Origin of the sequence: Streptomyces sp. NPDC001536, assembly GCF_042894505.1 — a bacterium.
GTDB lineage: Bacteria > Actinomycetota > Actinomycetes > Streptomycetales > Streptomycetaceae > Streptomyces.
Map to the genome: position 1 here is coordinate 175,853 of NZ_JBIAVQ010000013.1, position 23,065 is coordinate 198,917.

Sequence of the window (23,065 nt, forward strand, 5' to 3'; positions counted from 1 at the left end):
GGAGTCAGCCGTGTTCTTTGTCGACGCCCTGGAGACCGGAGGACTGGGCAACCGCAGCCACCTGGCAGGCGGGACCCGCGCCGCGGTGGTCGTGGATCCGCCGCGGGACATCGACCGCGTGCTCGCCGGGGCCGCCCGGCGCGGGGTGCAAATCGTGGCCGTCGCCGAGACACATGTGCACAACGACTACGTGAGCGGCGGTCTGGAGCTGGCCCGACTCACCGGAGCCCGCTATCTCGTGCCGGCCGGGGCCGAGGTGGCGTACGCGCGCGTGCCGGTCGCCGACGGCCATGTGGAGCCCCTCGACGAGGGTCTCGCGCTGCGGGCCGTGGCCACTCCCGGGCACACCCCGCACCACACCTCGTACGTACTGGAGGAGTCGGGACGCGCGGTGGCCGCCTTCACCGGCGGTTCGCTGCTGATCGGCAGCGTGGGCCGGCCCGACCTCGTCGAGCCCCGGCTCACCGAGGAGCTCGCCCGGGCGCAGCACGCGTCCGTGCACCGGCTGGCCGCGGAGCTGGACGACGAGGTGGCGGTCATGCCGACGCACGGCTTCGGCAGCTTCTGCTCCTCGTCCCAGGCCGACGGGACGCACAGCACCATCGGCACCGAGAAGGTCTCCAACCCCGCGCTCGTCCAGGACGTCGACAGCTTCGTCAAGGACCTGCTGGCCGGACTCGACGACGTCCCCGCGTACTACGCCCACATGGGTCCGGCCAACGCCGGCGGCCCCGCTCCGGTGGACCTCACGGCCCCGCGGCCCGCCGACGCCGACGAGATCGCCCGGCGGCTCGCGGCCGGCGAGTGGGTCGTGGACCTGCGCAACCGGGTGGCCTTCGCCGCCGGGCATGTGGCCGGGGCGCTCAACTTCGAGGCCGACGGACAGCTGGCGACGTATCTCGCGTGGATGATCCCGTGGGGCAGGCCGGTGACACTGCTCGCGGAGAGCGCCGAGGACATCGGGCGCGCCCAGCGGGAGCTGACCCGGGTGGGCATCGACCGCCCGGCCGCGGCGGCCGTGGGCGGCCCGGCCGACTGGATCGCGGACGGGTCCCGGCCGGCCTCCTTCCCGCCCGGCACGTTCGCCGACCTGGCCGCCGCCCGGGCACGCGGCGAGGACCCGGTCGTGGTCGACGTGCGCCGGGACAGCGAGCGGGCGGACGGCTGGATCGAGGGCAGCGTCCACCTCCCCGTCCACCAGCTGCACCGGCGCCTGGACGAAGTGCCCGACGGCACGGTGTGGGTGCACTGCGCGGGCGGGATGCGGGCCGCCATCGCCGCGTCCGTGCTCGACGCCGCCGGACGCGAGGTGGTGGCCGTCGACGACGGGTACGCCGCCGCGGCCGAGGCGGGGCTGGCGCTCGTCACCCGGGAACGCTGACCATGAACGACTCCCCTCACTGTCGCGTCTCCGTCGCCGAGGCGCACCGACTGCTCCGGGCCGGCGAGGCCGTGCTGGTCGACGTCCGCGAGGCGGACGAGTTCCGGGCCGGTCACGTACCCGGCGCACGGCACGTACCGCTGTCCCAATCGCTGCCCGACGGACGGGACATGATCCTCATCTGCCGCTCGGGCAACCGCTCCCGGCACGCCGTCGCCCTGCTGGCCGCGCGGGGGGTCGCGGCCGTCGACGTCATCGGCGGCATGCGCGACTGGGCCGCACAGGGCCTGCCCGTCGAGGACGCGTACGGGGCGACCGGGGTCGTCATATGACCGCGCTCGTCCTGGCCCTGCTCGCCGGCGCCCTGGTCGGCCTGGCGCTGGGCTCACTGGGGGCGGGCGGGAGCATCCTCACCGTCCCGGCCCTCGTCTGTCTGCTCGGTTTCAGCGCGGCGGCGGCGACCACGGCGAGCCTGGTCATCGTGATCGTCACGTCGGTCACGGCGCTGGTGGCCCACGCCCGTTGCGGCGCGGTGCGCTGGCGGGCCGGACTGCTGTTCGCGGCGGCCGGACTGCTGCCCGCCGCCGCTGCGGGCGCCTTGTCCGCACGGGTCCCGGAGGCCCTGCTGACGCTGATGTTCGCGGCGCTGGCCGCCCTGGCCGCCGTACAGATGCTGCGTCGCCGTACGCCACGCCCGGCCGGCCGGGCGTCGGCGGCCCGCGCCGCCGGAGCGGGCGCCGGGCTGGGCGCGGTGACCGGGTTCCTCGGGGTCGGCGGCGGCTTCCTGGCCGTGCCGGCGCTGGTGACGGTGCTGGCGGTGCCGATGAGCGCGGCGGTGGGGACCAGTCTGCTGGTCATCGTCGCCAACGCGCTGGTGGCCCTGGCGGCCCGCGCGCACACCGCCGTCGACCTGGACTGGGCGCTGATCATGCCGTCCCTCGCGACCGCGGTCCTGGGAGCCTGGGACGGCAGGCGGCTGGCCGCGAAGGTCTCCGCCGCCGTGTTGCGGCGCGTCTTCGGAGCCGTGCTCCTGGTGGTCGCCGTGGCGATGACCGGCGCGGTCCTGCTGTGACGGCTCAGGCCAGGGAGAGGAAGAGCCTCTCCAGCCGGGCGCGCATCTGCGCGGAGTCCCGCACCTCGGGGTCCTCGCTGGTCATGCACTGCTCCAGTCCGGTCGCGATGATCGCGAAGCCGGCCCGGTCCAGGGCCTTGGAAACCGCCGCGAGCTGGGTGACGACGTCCTCGCAGTCCCGGCCCTCCTCGATCATCCGGATGACTCCCGCGAGCTGTCCCTGAGCCCGGCGCAGCCGGTTGAGCGCGGACTTCAGCTCCTCGGCGGACATGTCGAGTTGCACGTTTCCTCCTCCTATATACCCCCGTGGGTATCCTACCGTGCGGGGCAACACCACATCGAAGGGTTCTGTTCCATGACCACCGCCATCACCGTGGCCCCCGCCCGTCTGGGCGAGTTCACCGTCGTCGACGTGCGCACGCCCGGCGAGTACGCCGGCGGGCATGTCCCCGGCGCCCACAACATCCCGCTGGACCGGCTCGACGAGGCCGCGGGCGCGCTGCGGGCGGCCGCCGCGCGCGGGCCGCTGCTGGTCGTCTGCGCCTCCGGGGCCCGGTCCGCGAAGGGCTGCGACCGGCTGGCGGCGCTGGGCGTCGAGGCCGTCTCCCTGGACGGGGGCACCGGCGCCTGGGCGGCGGCGGGCCACCCGGTCGAGCGCTCGGCGGGCGCCCGTACGCCCTGGCCCATGGACCGTCAGGTCCGGCTCACCGCAGGGTCCCTGGTCCTGGCCGGCTTCGTCGCGGGTCTGGCCTGGCCGCCCGCCCACTGGCTGTCCGGGCTGATCGGCGGCGGGCTGCTCTTCTCCGCCGTGACCGACACCTGCGGCATGGCCGCCCTGCTGGGCCGGCTGCCGTACAACCGGCGGGCCGCCGGCGCGGTGCCCTTCCAGGAGACGCTGGCGCGCCTGACGGCGTGAGCCTCTGCGTGCGGGATGGGCGGTGGTCGCGTACGACTGGGAGGAACGCGTCGCCGCCCACCCCACGGAGAGCCATGAACGACCCCGCTCCCCAGGCCCGTGCCTCCACACTGCTCGGCCGCCCCAAGCTGTGGGTGATGCCCACCGCCCTGAGCGGACTGCTCGCCCTGCTGCTGTCCCTGCTCTACATGGGCGGCATCGTCAATCCGCAGGGCGACCTCAAGGACCTGCCGATCGCGCTGGTCAACGCCGACACCGGCAAGCCGCCGGCCGGGCAGGAGCAGAACCTGGGGACGCAGATCGCCGCGTCGATCATGGCGGACACGTCGAGCGACAAGGCGGACTGGCGGCAACTGACCCGGACGCAGGCACAGGACGAGCTGGACTCGGGCAAGGTCTACGGCGCCCTCGTCATTCCCGCGGACTTCACCGCCTCCGTCGGCGCGCTCACCGGCACGGGCGCCACCGCGCGGCCCACCCTCACGGTGCTCACCAATCCCGGCAAGGGCAGCCTCGGCTCCTCCCTCGCGAGCCAGATCACCACGCAGACGGCACACCAGGCCTCGCAGACCATCGGCGAGCAGCTCACCCGGTCGGTCCCGCGGGCCGACGCCACGCAGAAGCTGCTGTTCGCCGACCCCGTGACCGTCGCCACCGAGGTCGGCCACCCTCTCGGCACCCACAGCGGCCTGGGGCTGACCGCCTTCTACTACACGCTGCTGCTCGTCCTGGCCGGCTTCATGGGCGGCAACATCATCAGCAACGGCGTCGACACCGCCCTCGGCTACACCGACAACGAGATCGGCCCCTGGCACACCCGGTTGCCCACCGTGCCGATCAACCGCACCCAGACACTGCTGCTGAAGATGGCGATGACCGCGGGCATCACCGTGCTCACCGTCTCCCTGGTGATGCTCGCCTGCGTCACGATCCTGGACATGGACGCGACCCATCTCCCGCTGCTGTGGATCTACTCCTACTGCGCGTCGCTCGCGGTCGGCCTGGGCGTGCAGGCGATCAACGCCGCGTTCGGCGGCATCGGACAGCTCGTGTCGATGTTCGTGTTCATCGTGCTGGGCCTGCCGTCCTCGGGCGCCACCGTCCCGCTCCAGGCGGTGCCGGCCTTCTACCGCTTCCTGTCCCACTTCGAGCCCATGCGCCAGCTTGGCGACGGCGTCCGCGCGATCCTGTACTTCGACGCACGCGGCGACGCGGGCCTCACCCGCGCCTGGACGATGACCGCGATCGGCGCCGCCCTCGGGATCCTGTTCGGCTTCGCGATGACCGTCTACTACGACCGCAAGGGCCACCGACGCCTGACGCCGCAGCCCGCCTGAGACGGGCCGCGGTGCCAGGGACGGGTCACGCCGTGCCGAGGGCCGTCCGCAGGGTGGCGACGGCCTGGGCGATCGCGGCCTGGGCGGCGTGGGTCTCGCGCAGGGCGTTGAGCATGACGAAGTCGTGGATGATGCCCTGGTAGCGGACGGCGGTGACGGGGACCCCGGCGGTGCGGAGGTTGTTGGCGTAGGCCTCGCCCTCGTCGCGCAGGACGTCGGCCTCGCCGGTGATGACCAGGGCCGGGGGCAGGCCGGTGAGCTGTTCGGTGGTGGCGCGCAGCGGGGAGGCGGTGATCTGGGCGCGGTCGGCCTCGTCGGTCGTGTACTGGTCCCAGAACCACTGCATGGCGTCGCGGCGCAGGAAGTAGCCCTCGGCGAACTGGTGGTAGGAGGCGGTGTCGAAGGCGGCGTCGGTGACCGGGTAGAACAGCACCTGCTGGACCAGCGGGACATCCCCGCGCTCCTTGGCCATCAGGGTGAGCGCGGCGCTCATGTTGCCGCCGACGGAGTCCCCGGCCACGGCGATCCGGGAGGCGTCCAGGTCCTTCGACGCGCCCTCCTCCACGACCCACTTGGCCACGGTGTAGTTCTGCTCGATGGCGATGGGGTAGCGGGCCTCGGGCGAGAGGTCGTACTCGGGGAAGACGACGGCGGCCTGGGCGCCGACGGCGAGTTCGCGCACCAGGCGGTCGTGGGTGTGGGCGTTGCCGAAGACCCAGCCGGCGCCGTGGATGTAGACGATCACCGGGAGCGTGCCTTCGGCTCCCGCCGGGCGGACGATCCGGGTGCGGACGCTGCCGGTGGGTCCGCCCGGCACGGTGACCCACTCCTCGTCGACGGCGGGCTTGGCGATGTCGCCGGACTGGACCTCGTCGACGGCCTTGCGGCCCTCGACCGGGCCGAGATCGAAGAGGTACGGCGGATTCGCGGTCGCCTCGACGAAGGCCTGCGCGGCGGGCTCGAGGACGGGGCGGGTGCCGGTCTGGTCGGACATGGCGATCTCCTCGGGAGGGGTGCCGCGGGCGCGCTCCGTGGACGCTGTTCGCCAGGAGCGGCGGCACATCCACGACTGTAGCGCTCGATTTAGTCGTGCACAACTTAATCGAGCTCGATCATCTGTTCCGCTACTGTTTATGGCTCGATAGAATCGAGAGGACTCAACCAAAGGAGCCAGGCCATGAGCGCTGCCGAACCGAAGCACGACGGTTCCCTGCTCCTCGACGACCAGCTGTGCTTCGCCCTCTACGCCGCCTCCCGCGCGGTCACCGCCCGCTACCGGCCCCTGCTGGACGAGCTTCAGCTGACCTATCCGCAGTACCTGGTCATGCTCGTGCTCTGGGAGCAGGACTCGATCTCGGTACGCGATCTGGGCACCGCCCTCCAACTGGAGTCCAGCACCCTCTCCCCGCTGCTCAAGCGCCTGGAGGCGAACGGCCTGCTGCGCCGCGAACGCCGCCCGGAGGACGAGCGCTCGGTCGCCCTCACCCTCACCGACGCCGGCGCCGCGCTGCGCGAGCGGGCACAGACGGTTCCGGTGGCCATCGGCGCCGCCATGGGCCTGACCCCCGAACAGGACGCCACGGCCAAGCAGTTGCTCCGTCTGCTCACCGCCAACGTCGGCGAGGTCTGACCCTCAGCCCTCGACCAGCCGCGCCAGATTCGCCAGCGCCATCCGCGTGCCCTCCTCGTTCTGGTCCGCCGGCACGGCGTCGGGAATCCCTTCGTGCAGGACGACGATCTCGGTCCCGCCCGCCGTCTCCGTGAGCGTGGTCGTCATCGTCATCGTGCCGCGCAGGGCGGGGTCCGCGGTCTCGAACTCGAACTCCTCGACCACCCGCTCGTCCGGCACCAGCTCCAGGAACCGGCCGTGATAGGTGTCGGTGTGCGAGCCGGACTTGCCGGTGCCCGTCGGCAGGTCGTAGGTGAGCGAGATACGGAACGCTCCGCCCTCCCGGGCGTCGAAGGCGTGCACCTCACTGCTCATCCCCTCGGGCACCCGCCACTTCGCGAGCGCGCCGGGGTCCACGAGCATCCGGTAGACGGCCGCACGTGGGGCGTTCACACGACAGGAGACGCGGGTCGAGTACATGGCCCCACCCTGCTCCGGGGCGCAACCTTCTCGCAACGTGGCGCGTGGTGCGCTGGTGCGCATGTATGAGGAGACCCCGCGCGTCGAGCTCACCCCCGCGGCCGCCGCTCTGCTGCGCCGGCTGCACGAGACGCACGGCCCGCTGATGTTCCATCAGTCCGGCGGCTGCTGCGACGGCAGCGCCCCCATGTGCTACCCGGCGGGCGAGTTCCGCACCGGCGGCTCGGACGTGCTGCTCGCGGAGCTGGAGGTCGAGGGCGTCGGGGAGGCCGTGACGTTCTGGATGTCGCGCAGCCAGTTCGAGGTGTGGAGCCACACCCGGCTGATCGTCGACGTCGTCGAGGGGCGGGGCAGCGGCTTCTCCCTCGAAGCACCCGAAGGAGTGCGTTTCCTGATCCGTTCCCGTCTTCTCGGCTCCTAGACAGACTGCCGTCTGGTGCACTTCCTCTGAGTCCTGGGACAGTTGACGAGACCTCAGGGGGGACTGTGACGCGTCGTCAGAACAGGTTCCGGGCAGGCAGAGCGGTACTGACGTTTCTCACGGCATGCGGTGCGCTGGCCGGTACGGTCCTGACGGGGGCGGCACCGGCCGGCGCCGCACCGGCCGCCGTCCGGATCGCTTCGGGCGTCACCTACCGGCAGTACGACATCCAGGCGTCCAAGGGACCCACGCGCGTCCACGTACTCACCGTCAACCTGCGCGACCCGCACGTCCGGCTCGACCTGCTGCACCCGGGAGCGGTCGCCGCGCGGGCGCCCGTGTCACAACAGGCGGACGCCCAGGGCGCGGTCGCGGGCGTCAACGGCGACTTCTTCAACATCACCGAGACCCAGCACCCCGGCGTCGAGGCCACCGGCGCGAGCGTGGGCCCGGCGATCGCGCGCGGCCGCACCCTCAAGGCGGCGGTCCCCGACGGCCAGCGCTTCGGCCCGGCGATGCCACCGGGCACGTCCACCAGGAACGTGCTCGGCATGGGGGTCGACCGGCGGGCCCGGCTCGACAGCCTGTCCCTCTCCGGATCCGTCTGGACTCCCTGGACGCGACTGCCGCTGGGCGGGCTCAATCAGTACGCGCTGCCGGTGAACTCCGTCGGCGCCTTCACCAGCGCCTGGGGCAGCGCCTCCCGGGTCCGTGCCACCTGCGGCACGGACACCGACCGGGCCGCCCCGTGCAGCACCGACACCTACGAGGTGACGGTCCGCCGGGGCCGGGTCGTGGCGACCGCCGACACTCCGGGCAGCGGTCCCGTCGCCGCGGGCACCACCGTGCTCGTCGGGCGGGAGGAGGGCGCGCGGCAGTTACGGAAGCTCTCCGCCGGCGAGCGCGTACGGATCCGGCACGGCCTGGTCGCCTCCGCGACCCGGATCCCGTACCGCTTCGCCGTCGGCGGCTACCCGGTCCTCGACGACGGACAGCCGCTGCCCGGCCTGGACGGCACGACCGCGGCCGTACGCACCGCCGTGGGGATCGCGGACAGGGGAAGACGCGTGCTGCTGCTCGCGGTGGACGGCGCGGTCGCCTACCGCACGGGTCTGACCATCGCCGAAGTGGCGGACACCATGAAGGGGTTGGGCTCGGTCGACGCCTTCAGCCTGGACGGCGGCGGATCGTCGACACTGGTCGCCCGCGCTCCCGGGGCGACCGCGGTGTCGGTGCGCAACCACCCCGCCGGAGGGGCCGAACGCCCCGTACCGAACGGCATCGGGGTCTTCTCGACCGGATGAGCCTCAGGGCCGGAGGCTGCTGACGATGTCCGCCGTCGCCGTGAGGCCGCTGTGGATGGTCGGGGCGATGCTCGTGCTGGCCAGGTAGAAGCCGAGCAGTGCGCACACCAGTGCGTGCGAGACCTTCAGCCCGCCATTGCGCAGGAAGATCACCGCCAGGATCAGCAGCAACATCACCACAGAGATGGAAATCGCCATCGTCGGCCTCCTCCGCCACGCCAGTACGTCCGGTTCACGGCGTTCGGCCGCAAGTGTGGCGTAGCGGAGGGTTCGTCCGTGCGGCTGACCTGTCCGCCGAACGTGTGGTGTCTACGCCGGCCGGCGGGCGTCCAGGAAGGCTTCGAGGCCGGCGAGGTCGTCGGTGTTGAGGTAGTCGACGTCGGCGGCGAGCAGCTCGCCCCACAGCGCGTCCCGCGCGGGCCCGGCGACATCGGGCGTGGCCCAGAAGCGCACCTTCTGCCCGCGCCCATGGGCGGCCTGCACGATGCCGCGCAGCTTCTGCCGCTCGGCCTCGGGGAAGGCCCCCACACCCTGCCAGGTGAAGTTGAGCGTCCAGTTGTCGCTGATCAGCGAGATGAAGGAGGCGGGCGCCGGGCTGCCGAGGTCGGCGAGCCGGCCGTCGTAGAAGGCCCGTCGCACTGTCTGTGCCTCCATGGGCACGCGGGCGGCGCGGTCGCCGGAGATGACGGCGGTGACCGGGCCGGGCAGGACCCGGCCGTGGGCGTACGTCGTGAACAGGTGCTTGTAGCGCCGCAGATGCCGGTCGAGTTCGAGGTACGTCGAGGAGCCCTCGGTCTTGATGTCGATGAGCAGCTGGAGAGGCTTGCGGTGACCGCGGTACACCGAGCCGCGGTTGGCCCTCACGCGGGCGGCCAGCGGGTCGAGGTAGAGGGACTCCAGGGTGCGGGACGGGTCCAGGTCGTCCACGGTGTGGCCGATGAGGAGCTGATCGCCGACGAGGAAGATGTCGGCCTCGACGCTGCCGAAGCGGTGGTCGAGGGCGTCGAAGAGCGGGCGGGGGTGCTCGTAGTCGTTGTGGGCGTGGGCCCGCCACAACGGCCGCGGGCGGTGCTTGTGTTCACCCGCGAACGCGTCGGTGGCGGGCAGCGCGACGGCGCCCGCGAGGGCGGCGCCGAGGGTGGTGAGGGCTCTGCGACGGGTGGTGAGGGCCATGCCTGCCTCCCTTTGAGGGCGGTACGGGACATCGGCGAGTATGGGGGCGCCGGTCCCTCAAAGGGCATGCTCGTGACAGGAGTTGGCCGGACTGCCGCCGTCTGTTCATCGCCTCCGTGCGGGGCACACGAAAAAGCCCGCCCCAGGTGGGACGGGCTTTCCCTGGTGAACGTCAGGGGGCCTGGAGGTCCACGAGTTCGGCCAGCGCGGCGCGGTGCGCGCCCGCGGTGCCGTAGGCGAGGGAGTCCGCCTTCGCCCGCTTGAGGTACAGGTGGATCGGGTGCTCCCACGTCATACCGATACCGGCGTGCAGCTGGAGGGCCTCCTCCGCGGCGTGCACGGCGACGGAGGCCGCGTAGGCCTGGGCGACGGCGACCGCCACGTCGGCGTCCTCATCGCTCGCCAGCGCGTCGGCCGCGTTGCGCGCCGCGGCCCGCAGGTTGACGACCTCCAGCCACAGCTGGGCGAGCCGGTGCTTGAGCGCCTGGAACCCACCGACGGACCGGTTGAACTGCTTGCGCTCCTTCAGGTAGCGCACGGTCTCGGTCAACGTCCAGTCGGCGAGCCCGAGTTGCTCGGAGGCGAGCAGCCCGGCCCCGGACCGCAGCGCCCGTCGTACGGCGGGTTCGGCGTCGCCCAGGAGTCGCCCGGGCGCACCGTCCAGGGTCACGGTCGCGAGCGGCCGGGTGAGATCCAGGGACACCTGCGGGGTGACGGTCGCACTGGAGGCGTCCACCGCGTACAGCCCGCCGTCGTCCGCCGGAACCAGCAGCACATCGGCGGCCGCGGCGTCCGCGATGCCGGTCAACTCCCCGTGCAGGGAGCCGCCTTCATGGCGTACGACTTTGTAGGCGCCGCCCGCGGCGACATGCAGCGAGACGGCGAGGGCGCCGATCCTCCGCCCCGACGCCAGCTCGGCGAGCAGGTCCTCGGTGCCGCAGGCCAGCAGCGCCTCGGTCGCGACGACAGCGCTGGTGAGGTACGGCACCGGGGCGACCGCGCGCCCCAACTCCTCCATCACGACCGCGACTTCGCGATGCGTGGCACCCTGGCCGCCCTGCGCCTCCGGCACCAGGAGACCGGCGAGGCCCATCCCGTCGGCGAGGGCCTTCCAGGCCGCCAGGTCGTGCGGGGCGTCGGACTCGGTGCGGGCGATGACGCCGGGGGCGTCGCAGTGGTCGGCGAGCAGGTCCCGTACGGCGGACCGCAGGGCCTCTTCCTCCTCCGAGTACAGCAGGTCGGTCATCGGGCGAGGTCCTTCCAGGCGACGTCCTTGTCGGTGCGCGGCTCGGACGGCAGGCCCAGAACGCGCTCGGCGACGATGTTCAGCAGGACCTCGCTGGTCCCGCCCTCGATGCTGTTGCCCTTGGAGCGGAGGTAGCGGTAGCCGGCGTCCCGGCCGACGAAGTCCACCAGTTCGGGCCGGCGCATGGTCCAGTCGTCGTACAACAGGCCTTCCTCGCCGCGCAGTTCGACCTCCAGACCGCTGATCTCCTGGTTGAGGCGGGCGAAGGCGAGCTTCATTCCGGCGCCCTCGGGGCCGGGCTGGCCCAGGGCGAGCTGCTGGCGCAGGCGTTCGCCGGTGAGCCGGGCCACCTCGGCCTCGACCCACAGCTTCAGCAGGCGCTGGTGCAGATTGTGGGTACGGAGCTCCGGGCGCTCGCGCCAGGTCTTGGAGACCGGGCCGATCATGCCGCCCTCGCGGGGCAGCCGCATGCCCCCGATGGCGACGCGCTCGTTGTTGAGCGTGGTCTGCGCGACCCGCCAGCCGTCGCCGATCTCACCGAGGCGGTGGGCGTCGGGGATGCGGACGTCGGTGAGGAAGACCTCGTTGAACTCGGCCTCGCCGGTGATCTGGCGCAGCGGCCGGACGTCGACGCCGGGGTCGGTCATGTCGCACAGGAAGTACGTGATGCCCGCGTGCTTGGGCACGTCCGGGTCGGTGCGGGCGATGAGGATGGCCCAGCGGGCGTTGTGCGCGCTGGAGGTCCACACCTTCTGGCCGTTCACCACCCAGCCGTCGCCCTCACGGACGGCCCGGGTACCGAGCCCGGCCAGGTCGGAGCCGGCGCCGGGCTCGCTGAAGAGCTGGCACCAGACCTCCTCGCCGGTCCACAGGGGCTTGAGGAAGCGCTGCTTCTGCTCGTCCGTGCCGTACTTGAGGATCGTCGGGGCGGCCATGCCCAGGCCGATGCCGTTGCGCCGGGGGTCGTTGTCGGGGGCGCCCGCGGCCTCCAGCTCGGCGTCCACGACGGCCTGGAGGGAGCGCGCGGCACCGAGGCCGCCGAGACCCTCGGGGTAGTGGACCCATGCCAGGCCGGCGTCGAAGCGGGCCTTCAGGAAGTCGAGGCGGTCCGTGGTGGCGGGCGGGTGTGCGGCCAGCAAGTCCGCTGTGCGGCGCTGGAGTTCGGCTGCGTCGGTCATGCGGTGGCTCCGTTCTGCAGAGACGGGACGACGGCGACCCGGCCCGTCGTGACCCCGTCACCGACCCGCTGGACCGCGGCCGCGGCCTCGCTCAGCGGCACTCGCTCGCTCACCAGGGGCTTGACGGCGCCCCGGGCGGCGAGTTCGGTGAGCTGCTCGTGGCAGTGCTGGACCAGCTTCGGGTTCTTGGTGTTGTACAGGCCCCAGTGCAGGCCGAGGATCGCGTAGTTCTTCACCAGCGCGTGGTTGAGGCCCGGGCTGGGGATGGACCCGCTGGCGAAGCCCACGACGACGATCCGGCCCTCGAAGGCGACGACCTTGGTGGACTGTGTGTAGGCCTCGCCGCCGACCGGGTCGTAGACGACGTCGGCGCCCCGGCCGCCGGTGGCCTCCTTGACGGCGGAGACGACGTCCTCGGCACGCCGGTCGATCACCACGTCACAGCCCAACTCCCGTGCCACGGCCGCCTTGTCGGCACCGCCGACGACACCGATCACGGTGGCCCCGGCCGCCTTCCCGAGCTGTACGGCCGCGCTGCCGACCCCGCCGGCGGCGGCGTGCACGAGCAGCGTCTCACCGGCCTCCAGACGCGCCCGCCGGTGCAGACCGAACCAGCCCGTCTGGTACCCGATGTGCAGCGCGGCGGCCTCGGCGTCGTCCAGCGACTCCGGCGCGGGCAGCAGCGCGGCGGCATCGGCGACGGCGTACTCGGCGAAACCGCCGTAGGGCAGCGCGGGGTTGGCGATCACGCGGCGCCCGTCCTCGGTCTCGCCGCAGATCTCCACGCCCGGCGTGAAGGGCAGCGGCGGCCGGACCTGGTAGTGGCCGCGGGCCATCAGCACGTCCGGGAAGTTGATGTTCGCGGCACGCACCTTCAGCAGGACCTGGCCGTCGCCGGGCGTCGGTGTCGCCACCTCTTCGAGGCGCATCACCTCACTCGGCTCGCCGTTCTCGTGCACTTGCCATGCCTGCATGCGGTGCCTCCACGCGACTGCATCGTCTGACGGGGTCCATCGCATACTAAGCGGTCGCTTGCCATCAGGGAACAGCCCGCCGCGGAACAGTAGCGGGGGTCACGACCGCCGGGGCTTCGCCCGTACGTGCATCCGCTCCCCCTGCGGCCCGAACAGACTCAGGAACTCCGCGGACCCCTCCCCTGTCGACCCGAACCAGTGCGGCACCCGCGTGTCGAACTCCGCGGCCTCCCCCGCCACCATCACCACATCGTGCTCGCCCAGCACGACTCGCAGCTTTCCCGCCAGCACGTACAACCACTCGTAGCCCTCGTGGGTACGCAGCTCGGGTTCCTCCTGGCGCTGGGGCACCAGCACCTTGTAGGCCTGGAGGCCACCGGGCTGCCGGGTGAGCGGCCAGTAGGTGCGCCCATGCCGCTCCAGAGGCTTGGCCCGGACCCGCGGATCCCCCGCCGGCGGCGTCCCGACCAGCTCGTCCAGCGGCACCTGGTGGGCCTGCGCGATCGGCAGCAGCAGCTCCAGGCTGGGTTTGCGCAGCCCTGACTCCAGCCGCGAGAGGGTGCTGACGGAGATGCCGGTCGTCTCGGACAGCGAGGCGAGCGTCACCTCCCGGTCCTTCCGGATCCGCCGCAGCCGGGGCCCGACCTCCGCGAGAACGTCATCGGTAGTCATGTCACGTATTGCAGAATCAGCAAAGAAGTTTGTCAATCCCGCACCCTCCGGACGACCGTGTCGGTATGACCGAGACAAGCGAGACCTACGAAGTGATCGTGATCGGCGGCGGCGCCGCGGGACTGTCCGCCGCCCTCGTACTGGGCCGGGCCCGGCGCCGCACCCTGGTCATCGACGCGGGCGAGCCGCGCAACGCGCCCGCCGCCCACATGCAGGGCTATCTGACGCGGGACGGCATGGCACCCGCCGAGTTCCTGGCGATCGGCCGGGAGGAGATCGCACGGTACGGCGTCGAGCTCGTGGAGGACCGCGCGGTGGACGTCACCGCGGACTTCACGGTCACGCTGGCGAGCGGCCGCACGGTCCAGGCCCGTCGCCTCGTCATCGCGACCGGCCTCAAGGACGAGCTCCCGCCCGTACCCGGCGTCGCCGAGCGCTTCGGCCGGGATGTGCTGCACTGCCCGTACTGCCACGGCTGGGAGGTCCGTGACCAGGCCTTCGGCGTACTGGCGACGAGCCCGCTGAGCGTCCACCAGGCGCTGATGGTGTCGCAGTGGTCGAAGGACGTGACGCTCTTCCTGCACGAGGTCGCGGAGACCGACCTGACGGACGACGACGTGCGCAGGCTCACCGCCGCGAGCGTGGAGGTCGTGCCCGGCGAGGTCGCCGAGCTGGTGGTGGCCGAGGACCGCCTCACGGCCGTACGCCTGAAGGACGGCAGGACGTTCGCGCGCGAGGTCGTCTTCACCGCTCCCCGGGCCGTCCCCCAGACGGATCTCCTCGCGCGGCTCGGCGCGCGGCTGAACGAGACCCCGTTCGGTTCGTACCCCGTCGTCGACCCGACCGGCCAGACGACCGTGCCCGGCGTCTGGGCCGTCGGCAACGCGATGGGCTTCGGCGAGCAGGTGATCAACGCGGCGGCGGGCGGTTACCGGGCCGGAGCCACGATCAACGGGGAGCTGCTGTTCGCAGACCTCGACGCGACCCCCTAGGGGTGCGGGGAACTGCGCGACCAGCCCCCACTCACCCGCAGCCACAACACAACCCGGCACTCGCCGTGAAATCCAGCGAAGCGTCCCGCACTCTGGAGGCATGCTGCTTGCCCGCCTGGCCCAGGTGTCCCAGGAGGTCGCCGCGACCTCGGCGCGCTCGAAGAAGATCGCGCTGCTCGCCGAGCTGTTCCGGGAGGCCGAACCGGACGACGTGCCGATCGTCATCCCGTATCTGGCGGGACGGCTGCCGCAGGGGCGGCTCGGGGTGGGCTGGAAGGTCTTGAGCCGTCCGGTCACCCCGGCCGCCGGGCCGAGCCTGACCGTGGGCGAGGTGGACGCCCTGTTCACCGAGCTCGGCACAGTGTCAGGGGCCGGCTCGCAGGCTGAACGGGCCCGCATCGTCGGGGAGTTGATGGGCGCGGCCACCGAGGACGAGCAACGGTTCCTGTTCGGGCTGATCAGCGGCGAGGTACGGCAGGGCGCGCTGGACGCGGTCGCGACGGAGGGGCTCGCGCAGGCGACGCAGGCACCACCGGCCGACGTCCGCCGCGCGGTGATGCTCGCGGGTTCCCTCCAGACGGTCGCCGAGGCCCTGCTCGCGGACGGCCCGGCCGCGCTGGACCGCTTCCGGCTCACCGTCGGCCGCCCGGTCCTGCCGATGCTGGCGCACAGCGCGTCCTCGGTGGCCGAGGCAGTCGAGAAGCTGGGCGCGTGCGTGGCCGAGGAGAAGCTGGACGGCATCCGGGTCCAGGTGCACCGGGACGGCGACGCCGTACGGATCTACACCCGCACCCTCGACGAGATCACCGACCGGCTGCCCGAACTGACGGCTGCCGCACTGGAGTTGAGGGGCGAGCGGTTCATTCTGGACGGGGAGGTCATCTCCTTCGACGCGGACGGGCGGCCGCGTTCCTTCCAGGAGACGGCCGGCCGCGTCGGCTCCCGGGTGGACGTGACGACGGCCGCCGCCGAGGTCCCCGTCTCCCCGGTCTTCTTCGACGCGCTGTCGGTCGACGACCGCGACCTGCTGGATCTCCCCTTCGTCGAGCGGCACGCGGAACTCGCCCGGCTGGTGCCCGAGCCGATGCGGGTGCGCCGGACGCCGGTGGCCGGTCCGGAGGACGTGGGCGCGGCCGAGGCCTTCCTCGCCGAGACGCTGGAGCGCGGCCACGAGGGGGTGGTGGTGAAGTCCCTCGACGCCCCGTACAGCGCGGGCCGCCGTGGCGCGTCCTGGCTGAAGGTCAAGCCGGTCCACACCCTCGACCTGGTCGTCCTGGCCGCCGAGTGGGGCCACGGCCGCCGCACCGGCAAGCTCTCCAACCTCCACCTCGGCGCCCGCACCGCCGACGGCGGCTTCGCCATGCTCGGCAAGACCTTCAAGGGCATGACCGACGCGCTGCTGACCTGGCAGACCGAGCGCCTCCAGGAGCTGGCCGTCGACACCGACGGCTATGTGGTGACCGTACGCCCGGAACTCGTCGTCGAGATCGCCTACGACGGTCTCCAGAGGTCCACCCGCTACCCGGCCGGCGTCACGCTCCGTTTCGCCCGCGTGGTCCGCTACCGGGAGGACAAGCGACCGGAGGAGGCCGACACGGTGGAGACGCTGCTGGCCGCGCATCCCGGGGTGAGGCCGTGAGGACGAGCGCGGGGCTTCTCTTGTTCCGGCGCACCGACGACGGGCTCCAGGTCCTGCTGGGCCATATGGGCGGCCCCTTCTTCGCGCGCCGTGACGCCGGTGCCTGGACCGTCCCGAAGGGCGAGTACGTACCCGACGAGGAAGCGGCCTGGGACGCCGCCCGGCGGGAGTTCCAGGAGGAGCTCGGCCTGCCGCCGCCCGACGGGCAGGCCGTACCGCTCGGCGAGGTGAAGCAGACCAACGGCAAGGTCGTCACGGCGTGGGCGATCGAGGCGGACCTCGATCCGGCGACCGTCGTGCCGGGCACCTTCCGGATGGAGTGGCCGCCGAAATCGGGACAGGAGCAGGAGTTCCCCGAACTGGACCGCGTCGAGTGGTTCGCCCTGGACCGGGCCCGGGCCGTGATCGTCAAGGCGCAGACCACGTTTCTCGACCGGCTGGCGGAGCACTCGCCCTGACACGTTGCGGCGGGCGCCGCCGCGCGGGAAGGTCGAAACACAGTTCCGCTGCCCAGGAGGTCGGTCATGCCCATCGCGACGGTGAACCCGGCGAACGGCGAGACGCTCAGGACGTACGAGGCCATGGGCCCCGAGGAGATCGAGCGCAGGCTCCAGCTCGCGGAGGCCACGTTCCGCACGTATCGGACGACACCCTTCGCGGAACGCGCCCGTCTGCTGCACCGGGCCGCCGGTCTGCTCGACGGGTTGCAGCCGGACATCGCCCGGGTCATGACCACCGAGATGGGCAAGCCGATCAAGCAGGCCCGCGCGGAGGTCGCCAAGTGCGCCAAGGCGATGCGCTGGTACGCCGAGCACGCCGAGTCGCTGCTGGCCGACGAGGAGCCGGCCGGCGACGACGTCAAGGACTCGGGCGCCTCCCGGGCCCTTGTGCGCTACCGCCCGCTGGGCCCGGTGCTCGCGGTGATGCCGTGGAACTTCCCGCTCTGGCAGGTGATCCGGTTCGCCGCGCCCGCGCTCATGGCCGGCAACGTCGGCCTCCTCAAGCACGCCTCCAACGTCCCCCAGACCGCCCTCTTCCTGGAGGACCTCTTCCACCAGGCGGGCTACTCGGAGGGCACCTTCCAGACCCTCCTCATCGGCTCCGGCGAGGTCGAGGAGATCCTGCGCGACGAACGCGTCAAGGCGGCCACCCTCACCGGCAGTGAGCCCGCCGGGCGGGCGGTCGCTTCGGTGTGCGGGGACATGGTGAAGAAGACCGTGCTGGAGCTCGGCGGCAGCGACCCGTACGTGGTCATGCCCTCCGCCGACATCGACCGGGCCGCGAGGATCGCGGTCACGGCGCGGGTCCAGAACAACGGGCAGTCCTGCATCGCCGCCAAGCGGTTCATCGTCCACACGGACGTGTACGACGCCTTCGCCGAACGGTTCGTCGAGGGCATGAAGGCGCTGAAGGTCGGCGATCCGCTGGAGGAGGGGACGGACGTCGGTCCGCTGTCGAGCGAGCAGGGGCGGGCGGATCTGGAGGAGCTGGTCGACGACGCCAGGCGCAGTGGCGCGAGCGTGCTGTGCGGGGGTGAGCGGCCCGACGGGGACGGCTGGTTCTACCCGCCGACCGTGCTCGCCGGCATCACCCGCGAGATGCGGATCCACCGCGAGGAGGCCTTCGGGCCGGTCGCCACGCTGTACCGCGCGGGTGACCTCGACGAGGCCGTGCTCATCGCCAACGACTCGCCGTTCGGTCTGAGTTCGAACGTGTGGACCCGGGACGAGGCCGAGGTCGACCGGTTCGTACGGGATCTGGAGGCCGGCGGCGTGTTCTTCAACGGCATGACCGCCTCGCATCCGGCGTTCCCGTTCGGCGGGGTGAAGCGGTCCGGGTACGGGCGTGAGCTGTCCGGGCACGGAATCCGCGAGTTCTGCAACATCACGACGGTTTGGCACGGAGCGTGACGCTTGCGCGGCTAACATCCCGGGTGTGAACCGCGAAGTGACTTTGCCTCTGATCGTCGATGACCGCGGGACCTTGCAGGTGGCCGCAGCCGATGTGAGCAAGCTTTTGCGGACCGTGGGTGGACGGTGGCTGCATCTTGTCGAGGCCGGGGAGGACGGGCTCGATGAGGACACGGTGGCTGCGCTGACGATCGAGCTTGCGAAGCTTGCGGATCGTATTGATGTGGCGTGCATTGCGCACAGCAGCGGGACCGCGCCGTAGGGGTTCGTGGTGCGTTGCCGGGTGCGCGTCGTGTGTGGTTGCTCGCGCCCACGCGGCGGACCCGCACATTGATACAGCCCCGCGCCTCTTTGGGGCGCGTCCAGTGGTCGCGCGTTTGGAGTAGTCCCGCGCGAAGTCGTCGGCCTCTCAGGTGATCGTGGACTGGACCACTCCCTGAGGTGAAGGCAGGCACGGTACATGGCGACTTTGTGCAGACCCTCGGTGTCCGTCCCGGAGTACGTGATCACGATGGAGGAGACGCTGGAGCTGGCCCGCTCCCGGCACTCCGACCATCCCCAACTGGCTCTGGCCCTCCGGCTGATCGAGAACACCGGGGTGCGCACCCGCCACATCGTGCAGCCCATCGAGGAGACGCTGAAGCACCCGGGCTTCGAGGAGCGCAACAGGGTCTACGTGGCCGAGGCGAAGGCGCGGGTGCCGGCCGTGGTGCAGCGGGCGCTCGACGACGCCGAGCTTCTCACCAGCGACATCGATGTCATCATCTACGTGTCCTGCACGGGGTTCATGATGCCCTCGCTGACCGCGTGGCTGATCAACGAGATGGACTTCGAGGCCACCACCCGGCAGCTCCCCATAGCCCAGCTGGGCTGTGCGGCCGGCGGGGCCGCGATCAACCGGGCGCACGACTTCTGCACGGCCTATCCCGAGGCCAACGCCCTCATCGTGGCCTGCGAGTTCTGCTCGCTGTGCTACCAGCCCACCGACCTCGGCATCGGCAATCTGCTGTCCAACGGACTGTTCGGGGACGGGATCGCCGCCGCCGTGGTGCGCGGACGGGGCGGCGAGGGGATCGCGCTGGAACGCAACGGCTCGTATCTGATCCCCAAGACCGAGGAGTGGATCATGTACGACGTCCGGGCCACCGGATTCCACTTCCAGCTGGACAAGCGCGTGCCGGCCACCATGGAGCCGCTCGCGCCCGCGCTCCAGGACCTCGCGGGACTGCACGGCTGGGACGCCGCCGACCTGGACTTCTACATCGTCCACGCGGGCGGCCCGCGCATACTCGACGACCTCAGCAAGTTCCTCCAGGTCGACCCGGACGCGTTCCGGTTCAGCCGGGCCACGCTCACCGAGTACGGGAACATCGCCAGCGCCGTCGTCCTGGACGCGCTGCGCCGGCTGTTCGACGAGGGCGGCGCGCACGACCGGGCGCGCGGGCTGCTCGCCGGGTTCGGGCCCGGCATCACCGCGGAAATGGCCCTGGGCCGCTGGCAGAACTACGCAGAGACGGCATGAGATGACCGAAGAGACGATCACCGAGATCCTGCCCCCCATCCGCCACTGGCCCGCGCTCGACCTGAACGGCGTGGACTTCGACCCGGTGCTGACCGAGCTGATGCGCGAGGGTCCGATCACCCGGATCCAGCTGCCCAACGGGGAGGGCTGGGCCTGGCTGGTCACCCGGTACGAGGACGTACGGGCGGTGACCAACGACCCCCGCTTCAGCCGCGCGGCCGTCATGGACCAGCCCGAGGTCACCCGGCTCGCCCCGCACTTCATCCCGGCCCGCGGCGCGGTCGGCTTCCTCGATCCGCCGGACCACACCCGGCTGCGGCGCTCGGTGGCCGCCGCGTTCACCGCGAAGGGCGTGGAGCGGATCCGCGAGAAGTCCCGGCGGATGCTGGACGAGCTGGTCGACGAACTGCTCCAGGACGGCCCGCCGGCCGATCTCACGGCCACCGTCCTGACGCCGTTCCCCATCGCGGTGATCTGCGAGCTGATGGGCGTCCCGGCCGCCGACCGGCAGGGCATGCACACCTGGACCCAGCTGATCCTGTCCTCCTCGCACGGCAAGAGCGTCAGCGAGAAGGCCAGAAACGAGATGGGCGCCTACTTCGCCGACCTCATCGGGCTCCGCGAGGGCAGCACGGGCGAGGACGTGGCGTCCCTGCTCGGAGCAGCCGTCGGACGCGGCGAGGTGACCCTGGAGGAGGCGGTGGGCCTCGCGGTCCTGCTCCAGATCGGCGGCGAGGCGGTGACCAACAACAGCGGCCAGATGTTCTACCTGCTGCTCACCCGCCCGGACCTCGCGGACCGGCTGCGCACCGAACCGGACATCCGCCCGCAGGCCATCGACGAACTGCTGCGCTACATCCCGCACCGCAACGCCGTCGGCCTGTCCCGGATCGCCCTGGAGGACGTCGGGATCCAGGGCGTACGGATCCGGGCGGGCGACGCGGTCTACGTGTCGTACCTGTCCGCGAACCGCGACCCGAGCGTCTTCCCGTACCCGGAGACGATCGACTTCTCCCGCAGCCCCAACCCCCATGTGTCCTTCGGCTTCGGCCCGCACTACTGCCCCGGCGGCATGCTGGCCCGTCTGGAGTCCGAGCTGCTGGTCGACGCCCTGCTGGACCGTGTCCCGGGGCTGAGGCTGGCGGTGCCACGGGAGCAAGTCCCCTTCAAGAAGGGGGCGTTGATCCGTGGGCCCGAGGCCCTTCCGGTGACGTGGTGACGGCTACCGAAGGGCTCCTGGTGCCGCCGGGACACGGCCGGGTCGTGCGGACCCCGGCCCAGCACGTGACCTTCAAGGTGACGGGCTCGCACTCCCGCACGGCGTCCACCTTCGAGGTGATCGTGCCGCCCGGCTTCGATGTGGGTGCCCATGTGCACACCCGCAGCGAGGAGTTGTTCTACGTCCTCGAAGGCGAGTTGGACGTCCTCGCCTTCGAGCCGCGGATCCGCACCCCCGACAACTGGCAGCGCTGGGAGTCGAGTTCGGGCGGCCGGGTGGTACGGGCGACACCGGGGACGGTCATCGTCGTACCGCCCGGCTGCCCGCACGCGTTCGCGAACCCTACGGACTCCCCCGCCAAGATGTTCTTCCAGGCGTCCCCGCCACCGGACCACGAGCGGTACTTCGAGGAGCTCCTGGAGATCCTGGGCGACGGCGGTCCGCCGGACCACGCGGCGATCGAGGAACTGCGCGGACGGTACGACATCGAGCAGCTGACGCCGCTGAAACACCGTTGACACGGTGAGAGTTGAGGTTACGATCGCCTCGATGACCACTCACTCTGTTCACAGATTGGGGGACCCGTCCGCGCAAGGTGAGTGCTGATGCTCACTTCGCCCGTGACCGGGGATTCCCGCCTTTCCTTCTGGCTGCGCGTGCGCGAGTTCGCCGTGCCGCCCTCCATGATCGAGACCGCGACCGCCCGTCGCCTCGCCGGTGACTGGGGCGGGGCCTGTGCCGCCGCGGGGTTCGATGTCGATCTCCGACCGCGTTCCGTCGCGCGTGTCCATGGTGCCGAGCTCGCCGCCCGGGTCCGGGCCGATCTCCGGCATCTGGCTCCCGACCTGCTGCGCTGGCACATGCCGAGGATCGCTCCCGACGGGCTGCTGCGCCCGGGCGTGACCCTCACGCTGGCCCGCTACGACGGCAACAGCAAGCGGCCCGTGCACCTCGTGGTGCGGACTCCGCCCGCCTGGGCGGACGCCGGGCAGCGGATCAGTCTCGCGCTGTGGGACGGTTCGTCCGGTTCCGAGGCCGACGGCCGCCATCCGCATCCCCCGCCCAACCGGCGCTACCGGCTCGACCTGCACCGACATCTGTGGGACGCGCGCCGGGCGGACGAACTGCGCGTCCGCTCGGGCGTCCACGACCCTCCGGTGACAGACCCGGAGGTGCTGGGGCTGCTCCCGGAGGGACGCCGCTGTGCCGTGAACCGGTGGGCGGCCGAGGCCGGGATCCTGCTGCGTGCCGAGGGACGGTCCGACGGTCGCGTGCTCGTGCGGTGCGGGGCCCGGCATCGGCTGGCCCTGGACCTGGTCGCGAACCGGGACGGGCCACCGGCCCTGCGGATCACCAGGGCGTCCACCGCGGCCGGCGCTTCCGCTCCGGCGGTCCTGCCCGACGCGGCGACCTGGATACTGCCCGACCTGGAGCTGCTCCGCACCGGTGCCATCGGGGCCGAGCGGCTGCATCCGCTGGTCGCCGCCGCCCTCGTACCGGGACATGTGCCGAACACCGCGTCCACGACACGGGATCCGGCTGGGCAGCCGCGCCTGGTGGAGTGCCGGGGCGTCCTGCACCGGATCGGTCTGGTCGACGAGGTGCTGGCGCCACTGGACCACGACCCGGCCGAGGTCCGGCGGGAGGAACTGCTGGCCGCGCTGAGCGGCACGCCGTTGCCCTGTCTGCGGGTCATCGACGAGACGCACCGGCATCCGGAGTGCCTCGACGACGTCCGCGAACGCCTCGTCCACGGGGATGTCTCCGGTGCGCTGGCCGTCGTGGAGGGGCTGCTCGGCCCCGACGCGGTGCTGCGCGGCGGTGCGCTGCGGGACGAACTGGAGGCGGCCGCGCGCCAGCGGATCGTCTACGGGCTGTTCCGGGCGGGCATGGCCGGTCCCGGCCCCGGCCGCGTCCGCTTCGACGAGGCCCGTCTCCGTCCGAGCGCCCGCCGCTCGCACCCCCGCCTCGCCACCCGCGGCTGACCCCGCACCCACCCTCCTCGTACCTCTTCCCGCTA

The 23,065-nt window shown here is 71.9% G+C and carries 26 protein-coding genes; 17 read left to right on the forward strand and 9 right to left on the reverse strand.

Annotated features, from left to right (window positions below):
• Window positions 1–10 precede the first annotated feature (10 nt).
• Genes ACFY0U_RS31835 through ACFY0U_RS31845 form a run of 3 tightly spaced genes read left to right on the forward strand, consistent with a single transcriptional unit; the run spans window position 11 to window position 2,453 of the window.
• Window positions 11–1,381 (forward strand): rhodanese-like domain-containing protein, encoded by a 1,371-nt coding sequence (locus ACFY0U_RS31835; RefSeq protein ID WP_388641696.1) that lies wholly within the window; start codon window positions 11–13, stop codon window positions 1,379–1,381.
• Between the two features lie 2 nt (window positions 1,382–1,383).
• Entirely contained in the window at window positions 1,384–1,713 is a 330-nt protein-coding gene (locus ACFY0U_RS31840; protein WP_388641697.1) for a rhodanese-like domain-containing protein, read from the forward strand.
• Window positions 1,710–2,453, forward strand: coding sequence for a sulfite exporter TauE/SafE family protein (locus ACFY0U_RS31845; RefSeq protein WP_388641698.1), 744 nt, complete (start codon window positions 1,710–1,712; stop codon window positions 2,451–2,453). The genes ACFY0U_RS31840 and ACFY0U_RS31845 overlap by 4 nt, the downstream gene beginning before the upstream one ends.
• 4 nt (window positions 2,454–2,457) lie before the next feature.
• On the opposite strand, the gene ACFY0U_RS31850 is transcribed toward ACFY0U_RS31845, so the two are convergent.
• Complete coding sequence (locus ACFY0U_RS31850) at window positions 2,458–2,736, reverse strand: metal-sensitive transcriptional regulator (protein WP_388641700.1); 279 nt, start codon at window positions 2,734–2,736, stop codon at window positions 2,458–2,460.
• Between the two features lie 72 nt (window positions 2,737–2,808).
• On the opposite strand from ACFY0U_RS31850, the gene ACFY0U_RS31855 reads away from it, so the two are divergent.
• Window positions 2,809–3,369: a rhodanese-like domain-containing protein gene (locus tag ACFY0U_RS31855; RefSeq protein WP_388641701.1), complete on the forward strand. Its 561-nt coding sequence runs from the start codon at window positions 2,809–2,811 to the stop codon at window positions 3,367–3,369.
• 74 nt (window positions 3,370–3,443) lie between these two features.
• Window positions 3,444–4,706: a YhgE/Pip domain-containing protein gene (locus tag ACFY0U_RS31860; RefSeq protein ID WP_388641702.1), complete on the forward strand. Its 1,263-nt coding sequence runs from the start codon at window positions 3,444–3,446 to the stop codon at window positions 4,704–4,706.
• A 25-nt stretch (window positions 4,707–4,731) separates the two neighbouring features.
• Here the strand turns inward: ACFY0U_RS31860 and ACFY0U_RS31865 are convergent, their stop codons facing one another.
• Complete coding sequence (locus ACFY0U_RS31865) at window positions 4,732–5,700, reverse strand: alpha/beta hydrolase (protein WP_388641703.1); 969 nt, start codon at window positions 5,698–5,700, stop codon at window positions 4,732–4,734.
• 183 nt (window positions 5,701–5,883) lie between these two features.
• Here ACFY0U_RS31865 and ACFY0U_RS31870 point away from each other — a divergent pair, with 183 nt between their 5' ends.
• Window positions 5,884–6,336 (forward strand): MarR family winged helix-turn-helix transcriptional regulator, encoded by a 453-nt coding sequence (locus ACFY0U_RS31870; RefSeq protein WP_388641705.1) that lies wholly within the window; start codon window positions 5,884–5,886, stop codon window positions 6,334–6,336.
• Between the two features lie 3 nt (window positions 6,337–6,339).
• Here the strand turns inward: ACFY0U_RS31870 and ACFY0U_RS31875 are convergent, their stop codons facing one another.
• A complete protein-coding gene (locus ACFY0U_RS31875) occupies window positions 6,340–6,795 on the reverse strand; it encodes an SRPBCC domain-containing protein (protein WP_388641706.1) in 456 nt (151 codons plus the stop codon).
• Between the two features lie 61 nt (window positions 6,796–6,856).
• On the opposite strand from ACFY0U_RS31875, the gene ACFY0U_RS31880 reads away from it, so the two are divergent.
• Both ACFY0U_RS31880 and ACFY0U_RS31885 read left to right on the forward strand, forming a co-directional pair.
• Window positions 6,857–7,216, forward strand: coding sequence for a DUF779 domain-containing protein (locus ACFY0U_RS31880; protein ID WP_388641707.1), 360 nt, complete (start codon window positions 6,857–6,859; stop codon window positions 7,214–7,216).
• A 65-nt stretch (window positions 7,217–7,281) separates the two neighbouring features.
• The gene (locus tag ACFY0U_RS31885) at window positions 7,282–8,520 is read left to right on the forward strand and encodes a phosphodiester glycosidase family protein (RefSeq protein ID WP_388641709.1); all 1,239 of its coding nucleotides are present in this window, start codon (window positions 7,282–7,284) and stop codon (window positions 8,518–8,520) included.
• Window positions 8,521–8,523: 3 nt separating this feature from the next.
• Here the strand turns inward: ACFY0U_RS31885 and ACFY0U_RS31890 are convergent, their stop codons facing one another.
• The 6 genes from ACFY0U_RS31890 to ACFY0U_RS31915 all read right to left on the reverse strand — a co-directional run bounded on the left by ACFY0U_RS31890 (window position 8,524) and on the right by ACFY0U_RS31915 (window position 13,763).
• Complete coding sequence (locus tag ACFY0U_RS31890; RefSeq protein WP_388641711.1) at window positions 8,524–8,718, reverse strand: hypothetical protein; 195 nt, start codon at window positions 8,716–8,718, stop codon at window positions 8,524–8,526.
• A gap of 111 nt (window positions 8,719–8,829) precedes the next feature.
• Window positions 8,830–9,693, reverse strand: a complete 864-nt coding sequence (locus ACFY0U_RS31895; RefSeq protein ID WP_388641712.1) for a phosphatidylinositol-specific phospholipase C/glycerophosphodiester phosphodiesterase family protein — start codon at window positions 9,691–9,693, stop codon at window positions 8,830–8,832.
• A gap of 172 nt (window positions 9,694–9,865) precedes the next feature.
• On the reverse strand, window positions 9,866–10,939 hold the full coding sequence (locus tag ACFY0U_RS31900) for an acyl-CoA dehydrogenase family protein (RefSeq protein WP_388641714.1): 1,074 nt from the start codon (window positions 10,937–10,939) through the stop codon (window positions 9,866–9,868).
• Window positions 10,936–12,117 carry an acyl-CoA dehydrogenase family protein gene (locus tag ACFY0U_RS31905; protein ID WP_388641716.1) on the reverse strand — a complete coding sequence of 394 codons (1,182 nt, stop codon included), beginning with the start codon at window positions 12,115–12,117 and terminating at the stop codon, window positions 10,936–10,938. Before ACFY0U_RS31905 ends, ACFY0U_RS31900 begins: the two co-directional genes overlap by 4 nt.
• Window positions 12,114–13,091, reverse strand: coding sequence for an NADPH:quinone oxidoreductase family protein (locus ACFY0U_RS31910; protein WP_388641718.1), 978 nt, complete (start codon window positions 13,089–13,091; stop codon window positions 12,114–12,116). Before ACFY0U_RS31910 ends, ACFY0U_RS31905 begins: the two co-directional genes overlap by 4 nt.
• A 99-nt stretch (window positions 13,092–13,190) precedes the next feature.
• Window positions 13,191–13,763: a helix-turn-helix domain-containing protein gene (locus ACFY0U_RS31915; RefSeq protein WP_388641720.1), complete on the reverse strand. Its 573-nt coding sequence runs from the start codon at window positions 13,761–13,763 to the stop codon at window positions 13,191–13,193.
• 65 nt (window positions 13,764–13,828) lie between these two features.
• Between ACFY0U_RS31915 and ACFY0U_RS31920 the strand changes: the two genes are divergently transcribed.
• The 9 genes from ACFY0U_RS31920 (at window position 13,829) to ACFY0U_RS31960 (ending at window position 23,030) form a co-directional block, all read left to right on the forward strand.
• Window positions 13,829–14,755, forward strand: a complete 927-nt coding sequence (locus ACFY0U_RS31920) for an NAD(P)/FAD-dependent oxidoreductase (protein WP_388641722.1) — start codon at window positions 13,829–13,831, stop codon at window positions 14,753–14,755.
• 100 nt (window positions 14,756–14,855) lie between these two features.
• On the forward strand, window positions 14,856–16,394 hold the full coding sequence (locus ACFY0U_RS31925; protein ID WP_388641723.1) for an ATP-dependent DNA ligase: 1,539 nt from the start codon (window positions 14,856–14,858) through the stop codon (window positions 16,392–16,394).
• The gene (locus ACFY0U_RS31930) at window positions 16,391–16,852 is read left to right on the forward strand and encodes an NUDIX domain-containing protein (protein WP_388641725.1); all 462 of its coding nucleotides are present in this window, start codon (window positions 16,391–16,393) and stop codon (window positions 16,850–16,852) included. Before ACFY0U_RS31925 ends, ACFY0U_RS31930 begins: the two co-directional genes overlap by 4 nt.
• A gap of 66 nt (window positions 16,853–16,918) precedes the next feature.
• The gene (locus tag ACFY0U_RS31935) at window positions 16,919–18,304 is read left to right on the forward strand and encodes an NADP-dependent succinic semialdehyde dehydrogenase (protein ID WP_388641726.1); all 1,386 of its coding nucleotides are present in this window, start codon (window positions 16,919–16,921) and stop codon (window positions 18,302–18,304) included.
• A 25-nt stretch (window positions 18,305–18,329) separates the two neighbouring features.
• A complete protein-coding gene (locus tag ACFY0U_RS31940; protein ID WP_126389501.1) occupies window positions 18,330–18,566 on the forward strand; it encodes a DUF6213 family protein in 237 nt (78 codons plus the stop codon).
• A 198-nt stretch (window positions 18,567–18,764) separates the two neighbouring features.
• A complete protein-coding gene (locus tag ACFY0U_RS31945; RefSeq protein WP_388641728.1) occupies window positions 18,765–19,826 on the forward strand; it encodes a type III polyketide synthase in 1,062 nt (353 codons plus the stop codon).
• 1 nt (window position 19,827) lies between these two features.
• Window positions 19,828–21,045 carry a cytochrome P450 gene (locus ACFY0U_RS31950; RefSeq protein ID WP_388641730.1) on the forward strand — a complete coding sequence of 406 codons (1,218 nt, stop codon included), beginning with the start codon at window positions 19,828–19,830 and terminating at the stop codon, window positions 21,043–21,045.
• Window positions 21,042–21,563 carry a cupin domain-containing protein gene (locus ACFY0U_RS31955; protein WP_388641731.1) on the forward strand — a complete coding sequence of 174 codons (522 nt, stop codon included), beginning with the start codon at window positions 21,042–21,044 and terminating at the stop codon, window positions 21,561–21,563. Before ACFY0U_RS31950 ends, ACFY0U_RS31955 begins: the two co-directional genes overlap by 4 nt.
• Before the next feature lie 87 nt (window positions 21,564–21,650).
• On the forward strand, window positions 21,651–23,030 hold the full coding sequence (locus ACFY0U_RS31960) for a hypothetical protein (protein ID WP_388641733.1): 1,380 nt from the start codon (window positions 21,651–21,653) through the stop codon (window positions 23,028–23,030).
• Window positions 23,031–23,065 lie beyond the last annotated feature (35 nt).

Excerpts from the sequence above, each read along its gene's own strand:
- ACFY0U_RS31840 (WP_388641697.1), top strand. The coding sequence starts at position 1,384 with ATGAACGACTCCCCTCACTGTCGCGTCTCCGTCGCCGAGGCGCACCGA.
- ACFY0U_RS31845 (WP_388641698.1), top strand. The coding sequence starts at position 1,710 with ATGACCGCGCTCGTCCTGGCCCTGCTCGCCGGCGCCCTGGTCGGCCTG.
- ACFY0U_RS31855 (WP_388641701.1), top strand. The coding sequence starts at position 2,809 with ATGACCACCGCCATCACCGTGGCCCCCGCCCGTCTGGGCGAGTTCACC.
- ACFY0U_RS31860 (WP_388641702.1), top strand. The coding sequence starts at position 3,444 with ATGAACGACCCCGCTCCCCAGGCCCGTGCCTCCACACTGCTCGGCCGC.
- ACFY0U_RS31865 (WP_388641703.1), bottom strand. The coding sequence starts at position 5,700 with ATGTCCGACCAGACCGGCACCCGCCCCGTCCTCGAGCCCGCCGCGCAG.
- ACFY0U_RS31870 (WP_388641705.1), top strand. The coding sequence starts at position 5,884 with ATGAGCGCTGCCGAACCGAAGCACGACGGTTCCCTGCTCCTCGACGAC.
- ACFY0U_RS31875 (WP_388641706.1), bottom strand. The coding sequence starts at position 6,795 with ATGTACTCGACCCGCGTCTCCTGTCGTGTGAACGCCCCACGTGCGGCC.
- ACFY0U_RS31880 (WP_388641707.1), top strand. The coding sequence starts at position 6,857 with ATGTATGAGGAGACCCCGCGCGTCGAGCTCACCCCCGCGGCCGCCGCT.
- ACFY0U_RS31890 (WP_388641711.1), bottom strand. The coding sequence starts at position 8,718 with ATGGCGATTTCCATCTCTGTGGTGATGTTGCTGCTGATCCTGGCGGTG.
- ACFY0U_RS31895 (WP_388641712.1), bottom strand. The coding sequence starts at position 9,693 with ATGGCCCTCACCACCCGTCGCAGAGCCCTCACCACCCTCGGCGCCGCC.
- ACFY0U_RS31900 (WP_388641714.1), bottom strand. The coding sequence starts at position 10,939 with ATGACCGACCTGCTGTACTCGGAGGAGGAAGAGGCCCTGCGGTCCGCC.
- ACFY0U_RS31905 (WP_388641716.1), bottom strand. The coding sequence starts at position 12,117 with ATGACCGACGCAGCCGAACTCCAGCGCCGCACAGCGGACTTGCTGGCC.
- ACFY0U_RS31910 (WP_388641718.1), bottom strand. The coding sequence starts at position 13,091 with ATGCAGGCATGGCAAGTGCACGAGAACGGCGAGCCGAGTGAGGTGATG.
- ACFY0U_RS31915 (WP_388641720.1), bottom strand. The coding sequence starts at position 13,763 with ATGACTACCGATGACGTTCTCGCGGAGGTCGGGCCCCGGCTGCGGCGG.
- ACFY0U_RS31920 (WP_388641722.1), top strand. The coding sequence starts at position 13,829 with ATGACCGAGACAAGCGAGACCTACGAAGTGATCGTGATCGGCGGCGGC.
- ACFY0U_RS31925 (WP_388641723.1), top strand. The coding sequence starts at position 14,856 with ATGCTGCTTGCCCGCCTGGCCCAGGTGTCCCAGGAGGTCGCCGCGACC.
- ACFY0U_RS31935 (WP_388641726.1), top strand. The coding sequence starts at position 16,919 with ATGCCCATCGCGACGGTGAACCCGGCGAACGGCGAGACGCTCAGGACG.
- ACFY0U_RS31945 (WP_388641728.1), top strand. The coding sequence starts at position 18,765 with ATGGCGACTTTGTGCAGACCCTCGGTGTCCGTCCCGGAGTACGTGATC.
- ACFY0U_RS31950 (WP_388641730.1), top strand. The coding sequence starts at position 19,828 with ATGACCGAAGAGACGATCACCGAGATCCTGCCCCCCATCCGCCACTGG.
- ACFY0U_RS31960 (WP_388641733.1), top strand. The coding sequence starts at position 21,651 with ATGCTCACTTCGCCCGTGACCGGGGATTCCCGCCTTTCCTTCTGGCTG.